This is a genomic window from Oleiphilus sp. HI0117, assembly GCF_001635235.1.
Map to the genome: position 1 here is coordinate 1 of NZ_LWGA01000448.1, position 9703 is coordinate 9703.

Below are 9703 nucleotides of genomic sequence, written 5' to 3' on the forward strand. Positions count from 1 at the left end.
TCGTGAGTCAATATGTTAATCATAACAATATGAATCTAGAGTTAATTCAATTCAGAGTAAACCATGATACAAGTTTCCAATCTTACTAAAAATTTTGATGACTTCTGCGCTGTAAATAATATCAGCTTTACTGTCAAACCTGGTGAAGTCTTAGGGTTTCTAGGGCCAAATGGCGCAGGTAAATCAACAACAATGAAGATCCTGACAGGGTTTTTGGCACCCAGTGAGGGGCAGATAGCGGTAATGGGACATGATGTTTTATCGGACCCGATTGCCGCCAAGAAAGAAATTGGTTATCTGCCTGAAGGTGCACCTGCTTATGCAGATATGACGGTTATCGCATCACTAAGGTTTATCGGTCAGGTGCGAGGTTTTTCTGGGGCTCAGCTGCAGACCCGAATTGACCAGGTTGTGGAAAAGGTCGCGTTGGAACCGGTTCTGAACAAGAAGGTAGAAAACCTGTCGAAAGGTTATTGCCGCCGTTTGGGGATCGCCCAGGCCTTGATTCATGATCCCAAAGTGCTAATTCTGGATGAGCCGACTGATGGCTTGGACCCAAACCAAAAACATCAGGTTCGACAGTTAATCCACGATTTGTCAGAAGACAAGATTGTTATTGTCTCGACGCATATACTTGAAGAGGTGAGTGCGGTTTGTTCTCGTGCCATGATTTTGGCTCAAGGAGCCATCGTCTTTGATGGAACGCCTGAAGAACTAGCTGCCATGTCAGAGCATCATAACGCGGTGACAGTCAGGCTTTCAGAACATAATGAAGACATTATCAGACAGCTGCAAGCTTTACCGCAGGTTGAATCAGTTGATAGTGACTCGACAGGTTCAATCAAGGCTTACCCAGTGAATGGGCAGGCGATTCTTGCACCAATTAACTCCGTGTTACATGCCGCCAATTGTCAGATAGAAGAACTGCATGTCGAGACGGGGCAGTTGGATGATGTCTTTAGGAAGGTAACAATCGAAGCAGAGCAGGCTGCTCGTACGGGAGGTCGCTCATGAACGTCATGAATATTGTATTAAAAAGGGAGTTGGCGAGTTATTTCTCAACGCCTGTCGCTTATATCTTTATCGTTATATTTCTAATGCTCAGTGGTGTGTTTACTTTCTATTTGGGGCATTTCTTTGAGCAAGGTCAGGCTGACCTTGGGGCTTTCTTTAACTTCATTCCCTGGCTATATCTTGTTTTGGTGCCTGCAGTGGCGATGCGCTTATGGTCTGAGGAACGTCGCAGTGGCACCATTGAGTTGCTAATGACTTTACCTCTATCTACTTTGGAGCTGGTGGTTGCCAAGTTTCTTGCGGCGTGGCTTTTTATCGGTCTGGCTTTGCTTTTGACCTTCCCTTTATGGATAACCGTTAACTATCTTGGGGAGCCTGATAATGGCGTGATTTTCGCTGGATATATTGGTTCATGGCTAATGTCTGGTGGTTTTTTGGCGATAGGTTCATGCCTGTCAGCAACAACGAAAAACCAGATAATTGCCTTTATTCTAACCTTGGTGGTGTGCTTTCTAATGGTGGTAGCAGGGTTTCCAATTGTTCAGGATGTTTTCTCGTCTTGGGCGCCGTTGTGGTTGGTTGATGGCTTCGCTAACCTAAGCTTCCTGACTCACTTCGATGCGATATCCCGTGGTGTTATTGATTTGCGCGATTTTGTTTATTTTCTTGTGCTCATTTCGGCCTGGCTCTATGCCACTGTTTTGGTCGTTGATATGAAGAAAGCGGATTAAGGGGAGATAGACATGACTAATTTAAAATCATCTAAAGGTTTATTGATTGTATTTATTGCCATGTTTGTGGTGATTCTCGTGAGCTCCAAACTGCTAAGCGGTGTTCGCTGGGATTTGACTGAAAATGGTTTGTATACCTTGTCTGACGGCACTAAGAAAATAATTAAAAGTCTTGATAAGCCCGTGAACTTAACCTTGTATTTTTCTGATAAAGCGAGTTCACAGCTTCCTGCTTTAAGGACTTATGCTCAAAGAGTCGAAGAATTGTTGCAAGAGTATGTAGGTCTATCTGACGGGAAGCTCAGCTTCGAAAAAGTAGATCCTGTGCCTTTCTCGGAAGCTGAAGATGAAGCTTCCTTGGCTGGCTTGCAAGGCGTGCCAGCAGGTTCCCGAGGTGACGAAATTTACTTTGGCTTGCGTGTACAGAATGAAGACGGCGCAGAAGAAGTGATTCCATTTATGCAGCCAGACAAAGAGGCATTCCTTGAGTATGAATTGACGCGTTTGATCTCGTCTCTGTCAAAGACGGCTTTGCCTAAAGTCGGAATTTATAGTGGCGTGGAAATCAATGGCGGCTTTGATTATATGACTCGACAGACACGTCCAGCTTGGTCGATTGTCGAATATATGCAGGAAGGCTTTGAACTGGAATGGATAGAAGACAATGCCACCGAAATTCCTGAGGTGGATGTGCTCTTGCTTGTTGCACCTCAAAACCTTTCAGATAGTTTGTTGTTTGCGATAGATCAGTTTGTCCTGAAGGGTGGGAGAACCTTGGTATTTCTCGACCCGTACTCTGAGGCACTTGCCGGACAAAGCGGAATTCCTTCTGTACAACGTTCAGATCTTAATAAGTTGCTGCCTGGCTGGGGTCTCCAGTTGCGCGAAGATGTGATCGTGACTGACTTCGCAAACTCTATGGTTGTCGGGCTTGGACAGAACCGAAATCCGGTGCGACATATTGGCTTGTTAGGGATGGACCCGAGCACGGCGAGCTCAGGCGAAGACATTGTCTTGTTCGGATTAGAGAGCATGAACTGGTCTTCAGCGGGTATCCTGGATAGTCTTGAAGACCGTCAGACGGAAGTGAATGTCTTGTTATCGAGCAGTGAACAGTCAATGCCACAAAAAGCTGAGCTCTTAACAAATCTGCAAGACCCTCAAGACTTATTGAATGACTTTGAACCAACGGGCGAGCGCTATGCCCTTGCTGTAAGAGTTTCAGGGAAAGCGAAGACCGCTTTTCCTGAAGGTGTAACAGTGCAGAAGCAGATCTTATCTGATAGCGATGAGCCAAATGCTGAGGGCGACTCTTTGGATGCCGAAGAGGTTCAGAAAACCGAAACAGTTAGCGAAACGCTTTTACCGGAAATAAGCGAAGGTGAGGCGCTTAACTTGATGATTGTTGCGGATTCAGATCTACTGACAGATCGACTGTGGATTCAGGTTCAGAATTTCTTTGGTCAGCAGATTGCCACGCCTTGGGCCGATAATGGTAGTTTCCTGGTTAATGCTCTGGAAAACTTTTCGGGGCATCCGGAGCTAATTCAAATTCGTAGTCAGGGGCGCTTTAATCGTCCTTTTGATAAAGTTGAAGATATACGTATGGCGGCTGAAGAGCGCTTCCTGGAGCAGCAAGAGTTGCTCGAAGAAGAGCTTCAGGCAACTGAGAGTAAGCTGATGGATCTGGAGCGTTTACGGGGTGAAGGTGATGGTGCTCTATTTACTGATGAGCAAGCCCAAGAGTTAGAAAGCTTTCAGGTTGAGAAGCTTAAAATTCGTAAACAGTTGCGAGATGTTCAGCATCAGTTGGACCAGGATATTGAAAACTTGGGTACGCGTTTGAAGTTGATTAATATCTTTTTAGTGCCTGTACTAGTTTGCTTGTTTGCGCTATTTGTCGCAATGCGCAAGCGTTCTGTGCAGCGCTAAAAGGCCTCACCCTTTGACACAGTCGCCCGCTGCTCGCTCGATTCTGGTACTAGATTCCGGAGTAGGGGGCTTGAGTGTCTGCCAATCGATTCTGGCGACAATGCCAGAGTTGCAAATTATCTATTTTGCAGACGACGCTTACTTCCCTTATGGTTTGTTGCCGGAGCAGGTGCTTCGGCAACGCTTAAGAGAAGTTGTCTCGGCAATGTTGCTCCAACATAAGCCAGAGCTGGTTGTTCTGGCTTGTAATACTGTTAGCACCCTAGTCCTGCCGGATTTACGGGCGGAGTTTGATGTGCCCTTTGTCGGCGTTGTACCCGCTATAAAGCCCGCAGCCCAGATGACCCAAAGCGCGGTGATAGGGTTATTAGCGACTCCGGCAACGGTTAAGCGCCAATATACAGATCAATTAATTAAGGACTATGCAAGTCATTGTTGCGTGGTTCGAATTGGTAGCAGTGAGCTTGTTGAACAAGCCGAAATGCACTTGTCGGGTTACCCAGTTGATCAAGCACTTCTTGCTCGAGTGCTGGCACCGTTTAAACAAGAAGTCGATGGCTCAAGGGTAGATGTGGTTGTCTTGGGATGTACTCATTTCCCTTTACTTAAAGATCAGCTTAGTGCCTTGCTTCCCCAGGTAAGCTGGGTAGATTCCGGTGAAGCGATTGCAAAGCGAGTGCAGCATTTGTTGGCTGGTGAGCAGGGGGTTATTCCAGGGCAAGATCTCTCTACAAAGAACGCGATTCATCAGATTTATTTTTCTGAGATGACGCCTAATGAAGAGGTGTTCTCGGAATCATTACAAGCCTTGGGCTTAGCTCAATACCAGCTTCACTGTTTCTCGGCCAGTATGGACTGAAATGCGGGTTGGCCCAGTACGCTAAAAGTCTGCTCTTTACAGAGCTTCAAACCCTTCTTTTCAAGTAGGTCTGCGTAATTGTAAAGGCCATGAATAGCATTGCCTGCGACCGCAAAGAAAGCCGTTGCGGCGGTTAGCCAGTAGGCTTGCTGAGCAGTCTTTTGAAATATATTGCCACTGGCAGTTTTAAAATCACCAATAATCACGTAGCCACCTGGTTTACACAGTTTGATCAGGTGGTCTAACACCGCATTCATTTTGTCTTTCTCAAATACTGTTAGAAAGAAGTTGGCAACCACGACATCATAATTAGCTTTTGCTTCATGCTTGAGTATGTCACCAAGGATAGGTTTAATATTGAGTGACTCCTTATCGGGGTGCTTCTCAATAAGTTTGAGGTTGGTATCCATCATTGTTGGTGATAAATCAATTAATGTCGATTCAGCACCGAGTTCAGCTGCTCTAATGGCATCATCACCTTGTCCCGCACCAGCAAATAAGACTTTACTACCAGTCTTGACGAGTTCTTCATCAAGCATCGCTAAGCGGCATTCCTGTATAGCATTGCCGCTATATAGTTTGCTTAAAGTGTCGTAGGAACGTCCAATTAATCTGTATTTGTCTAACATGGTTTGAGCTTTCAAAGAGAAGAGGCAGGTTTGACTATAAGGCTTTGCATTATTATGGATGTTCTGAGGAAAAAGGCCAGCTTATATCTCAATAAGCTGGCTCGCATTGTTGTTAATCTGTTCAAGTGCGTCACGGCCTGGAACGGCTCTACCAAAATAGAAGCCTTGAATCTCCTGGCAGCCCAAAGACTTTAGGTAACTTAGTTGAGTCTCGGTTTCGACGCCTTCGGCAACAATATTGAGTTTCAGGCCGTGGGCCATGGATACAATAGCATTAACGATGCAGGCATCATCGTGTGTATCTTCAATATCCTTGATGAAGGACTGGTCTACTTTCAAAGTATGAATAGGCAGTTTATGAATATAGTTCAGTGATGAATAACCCGTGCCAAAGTCGTCAATGGCAATGGTGACGCCATGCTCAGAGAGTTGTCTGAGTTTTTGAGTCATATTCTCAAGGTCGTTCATAATAACATTTTCAGTGAGCTCGATTTCGAGATTTCCGGGCGGGAAATCTGCCTGGCGCAAGCTGGATAGTAAACGCTGTACAAAGCGCGGGTGTTCAACCTGGAGAGGTGAGAAGTTTACTGATAAGCGAATGTCACTTTGGCCGCTGTCGATCCAGGATTTAATTTCTTTACAGGCCGAATGCAGTACCCAGTCGCTAATATCAGACATTAGTCGGGTTTCTTCGGCTAAAGGAATAAACTCGCCAGGATAGATTAGACCACGCTCAGGATGCTGCCATCTTACCAGCGCTTCAACACCGATGGTCTTACCTGTCTTGGCAGAAATTTGAGGCTGATAATAAACTTTGAACTGGTTACGTTCCAGTGCGTTTCTAAGGTCTCTTTCCAGGCTCAAACGATTTGAGGTGTGGATGGCCATATCTTCGCTGTAGTACTGGTAACCATCTTTACCGCGTCCCTTTACATGGTACATAGCAACATCGGCATTTTGGATGAGCTGGTCAACCGTGTTCCCGCCATTAGGGTAGACGGCAATACCAATACTTACGCCGACAAATACTTCATGCTCACCCAGGTCGAAAGGGGCTTTGAGTGTTGAAATGACTTTCTTGGCAATGGTTCTGGCATCTTCAGGCGAAGAAATTGATGGCAGAAGTAGGGTGAATTCATCTCCACCAAAACGAGATAAGGTATCACACTTTCTGACGCAGCTTTCAAGGCGAAGGGCCACAGACTGCAATAAGCGGTCGCCCATAGCGTGCCCCAAAGTATCGTTGACCACTTTAAAGCGATCCAGATCCAGGAACATGACGGCGACATGATTCTTGTTTCGTTTGGCCTGCGCGATAGAGATGTTTAGACGGTCTTTAAACAGCGCTCTGTTCGGGAGGCGTGTAAGAAGGTCGTGATAGGCCTGAAAGTTAATAAACTCTTCGGCTTCTTTTCGCTCGGTAATGTCACGAGCTGTTCCATAGGTGCCAATCACTTTGGTAAGCGTTTTCTTTTTTCCGGAAATGTCTGTAACTGAGGTTCTTACTTTACGCTCAATAGGGAAGAAAGTGACTTCAAAATAGCGCGCTGTATGGTCTGATTTTTTAGCTTTCAGGCGCAACTCTGAAGACCAGGTATCCTGTTTTTTACCGAACTGTTCCTCAAATAGATAGCTGGCACGCTCCAGGTCATTCTCTTCAATAATATCCAGGTAGTTTCGGCCGATTAAGTCTGTTTTCTTATAACCAAGAATGCTTTCTACTTTGTTGTTCAGAAAAGTGAATCGACCACTTTTGTCGAGCATGAAAACGATATCAGGAGAACTGTTAACGATGTAGCGGTGAAGTTCTTCAGATTTTTGTAGTCTCGATTGCATAGCGTGGTGTGCTTTTTCAAGCATCACCTTCTGCAGGGCGCTTTCCATGGTAGAAAGCAGTTCTTCAGGGTCATAGGGCTTACGCAAGTAATCATACGCGCCACGTCGTAAAGCTTTGCTTACCGCAGAAAAAGAAGACTCGCCGCTGACAACAATTGTTGCAACATCGATTTCTTTTTGAGTGATAAAGTCCATCACTTGATGACCATTGAGATCAGCCATATTCAGATCAAGAAGAACTAGATCAAAGTCTTCTGATGATAGCTTTTCACAGGCCTGCAGGCCACCATGTGCGCAAACAACTTGATAGCCTTTGTTGAGTAGAAGGTTCTCAAGACTTTTAAGTAGGCGATACTCATCGTCGACGATAAGAATGCAGGCTTGTTCAGTTTGCAGACTTAGATTCTGCTCTGTTTTTTGTATTTTCATGCTAACTCTTGACCACTACGTAATCACTACGTTCATTACTGCTCCATATTCCTCTCCTATAGTCGCTTCCATACACATGGACTATAGGCTTTCTTGAGGAAGAAAGATTTGAAACGTCGTTCCTTTTTCGTTGCTTCTACAACTAATGGTACCTTTAGCATCCCTGACGAGGTTTTTGGTAATACTCAGGCCCAAGCCTGAGTGTCCGTCACCTTTTGTTGAGGTAACAGGTTTAAAAAGGCTTTTTGCTATTTCTTCTGGCAGGCCTGGGCCTTGGTCCTTGATCAGGATTTCTACGTAACCCTGGCCATTAAGGTTGATATTGGCTGCCGTGCTGATAAAAATAATGCCGCCTTCAGGCATTGCTTCCGAGGCGTTTTTAATCAGATTTGTAATGATTTGCTTGAACTGGTTCCTTTTCGTGCCGATTCGCTTCAAGTCCTGATCTAAGTCTAGCTGATAGGAAGTGTCGTGCAAGACGAATAAAGAATGCTCATATAAGGTGCAAAGATTCTTGATTTCGGTATTAATGTCGACGCCGGACTGTGTTTCGACGGCTTCTTGTTTTAGGTCGCGTAAACGTAAAATAATCTGACTTGTTCTATTTAGTTCTTCTCTGACAATATCAAGCTCTTCAGCTAGCTCGTGTTGCTCGTAACTTTCTGCAGGCCCCGTTAGTTTGTTAGACAAAGAGACCAAATAGTTATTAATGATGTTTAAGGGGTTGTTGGCTTCGTGGGCTATTTCCCTGGCTCGCTGTGCCATAGCTTCAGTGCTGGCATCGCTCTCAATGCGTGTAATTTTTTCCGTGGTCTTACTGCAAGCCTGGGCCATTTCCTCGGTAAAGTACTTTAATAAACGTATTTGGTGTGAGCTTTGGCTCAGAGAGTGTTCACAGGCAATCACCAATACGCAAAATAAGTCTTCATGAGTCCGAATCGGACAGCAAACAATACCCGTGCTATTGAGTCCCCTAGTTATCTGCTGATCGACAACTGATAAGTTGTTTGAGTCATTGGCTGAGCTTGAGGCCTCAATATTGTGGTCAAGTGAGCACATTACCTGGTTTCTTGCGGCTGACTGCGCGACTAGGCTGCGCTCATTACTTAGTTTCACTTTAATAGGTACTTCATTGTCGCCATGTGCCTGGCCTGAAACGAGCTCTTTAGATTCGGGGTTAAACCAGTAGACTTCGCTTTGGCTAAAACCAAAAAGTAGCTCAAGGCTCGTGCGTAGTGACCTTCCTAGCTCATCTCGGTTTTGGGCGTGACTCAGTTCAGTGCTAACATTCTGGATAAGACCAATCTTTCGGACTTGCTCGGCCAGCTTTACTTGGGCTTTTTTATCGTTTTCACTATCTATGTCGGCTTGAATGTCTATTTCGATATTTAGAGTCTTGGCCATTTCTTTAACATCGCCTTCGACTTTAAAGACAATTTCTTTTAGTAGTGCGCTGTTTAGTTCAAATAATTGGTAACCCAAGTCTGCGAAACTGTCGCCTGAGAAATAATCCTGCTGAAAAGTGCCTAACTGGCTTGAAAGGTATATGAGCTTAACCAGGTGATGAGCATCCTGAATAGATTCAGGCTCGGCGTGATGGAACTCAATCGCATCAACAGCAAAGCTACTTAAGTTCCACTCTTTTGCGAGCCATGCTCCTATTTGAGTATGGTCAACTGAAAATGCTTCTTGCTCAAATTTACAGAGCTTATGAGTAAGAACCTCTGGCTTACTACGAAGTTCTGCATACTCTTGTGGAAAGTGACTGTCGAGAACCACCTCCCCGATGTTGTGAAGCAATGCAGTCAGATAGGCTTCATCAGGATTAGGGTAGCTGGTCAGGATCGCTAATGCTTTTGCAATTAAAGCTGTGCTCAGAGAGTGCTTCCAGAACTGTTTCAAAAAAACGAGGTGTTGACTCTTAAAGCCCGAGAAGAATTGTTGTACCGCCGCAGTGATAACAATCGTCTTGATTGTATCGGTACCCAAAACAAGTAGAGCGCGCTCAATACTTTTTATTTCGGTTCCGCGATTGTAGAACGACGAATTTGCCAGGGATATAACGCGTGCGGTGATCGCAGCATCATGACTAATTATTTGTGACATTCGCTGAAAGGTTGCGCCGTCTTCCTGACAAGCTTCCAGCATTTCAACCAATACATGAGGAAGAGAAGGTAGCTTATTTACCTTCAATTCGTTCATTATTTGTTGTGTGTTGTCTGTAGTCATGGCTTTTTATGATAAAAAATCGTCTTTTAAAGAACGTTATTATT

General features: G+C 44.9%; 7 protein-coding genes. 4 read left to right on the forward strand and 3 right to left on the reverse strand.

Going from position 1 to position 9703, the window contains the following annotated elements; translation table 11 throughout:
- Positions 1-63 precede the first annotated feature (63 nt).
- The 4 genes from A3757_RS05175 to murI are packed head-to-tail and all read left to right on the forward strand — an operon-like array spanning position 64 to position 4536.
- On the forward strand, positions 64-1014 hold the full coding sequence (locus A3757_RS05175; RefSeq protein WP_068514691.1) for an ABC transporter ATP-binding protein: 951 nt from the start codon (positions 64-66) through the stop codon (positions 1012-1014).
- Positions 1011-1745 (forward strand): ABC transporter permease, encoded by a 735-nt coding sequence (locus A3757_RS05180; RefSeq protein WP_068514694.1) that lies wholly within the window; start codon positions 1011-1013, stop codon positions 1743-1745. The genes A3757_RS05175 and A3757_RS05180 overlap by 4 nt, the downstream gene beginning before the upstream one ends.
- Positions 1746-1757: 12 nt before the next feature.
- Positions 1758-3677, forward strand: coding sequence for a Gldg family protein (locus tag A3757_RS05185; RefSeq protein WP_068514696.1), 1920 nt, complete (start codon positions 1758-1760; stop codon positions 3675-3677).
- A 13-nt stretch (positions 3678-3690) separates the two neighbouring features.
- Positions 3691-4536, forward strand: coding sequence for a glutamate racemase (murI, locus tag A3757_RS05190; protein ID WP_068514699.1), 846 nt, complete (start codon positions 3691-3693; stop codon positions 4534-4536).
- On the opposite strand, the gene A3757_RS05195 is transcribed toward murI, so the two are convergent.
- The 3 genes from A3757_RS05195 to A3757_RS05205 form a co-directional block, all read right to left on the reverse strand.
- Positions 4509-5165, reverse strand: coding sequence for a bifunctional 2-polyprenyl-6-hydroxyphenol methylase/3-demethylubiquinol 3-O-methyltransferase UbiG (locus tag A3757_RS05195; RefSeq protein ID WP_068514702.1), 657 nt, complete (start codon positions 5163-5165; stop codon positions 4509-4511). The two genes, murI and A3757_RS05195, sit on opposite strands and share 28 nt — an antisense overlap.
- A gap of 81 nt (positions 5166-5246) precedes the next feature.
- Positions 5247-7430 carry an EAL domain-containing protein gene (locus A3757_RS05200; protein WP_068514704.1) on the reverse strand — a complete coding sequence of 728 codons (2184 nt, stop codon included), beginning with the start codon at positions 7428-7430 and terminating at the stop codon, positions 5247-5249.
- Positions 7431-7511: 81 nt separating this feature from the next.
- Entirely contained in the window at positions 7512-9659 is a 2148-nt protein-coding gene (locus A3757_RS05205; RefSeq protein ID WP_068642366.1) for an HDOD domain-containing protein, read from the reverse strand.
- Between the last annotated feature and the right edge of the window lie 44 nt (positions 9660-9703).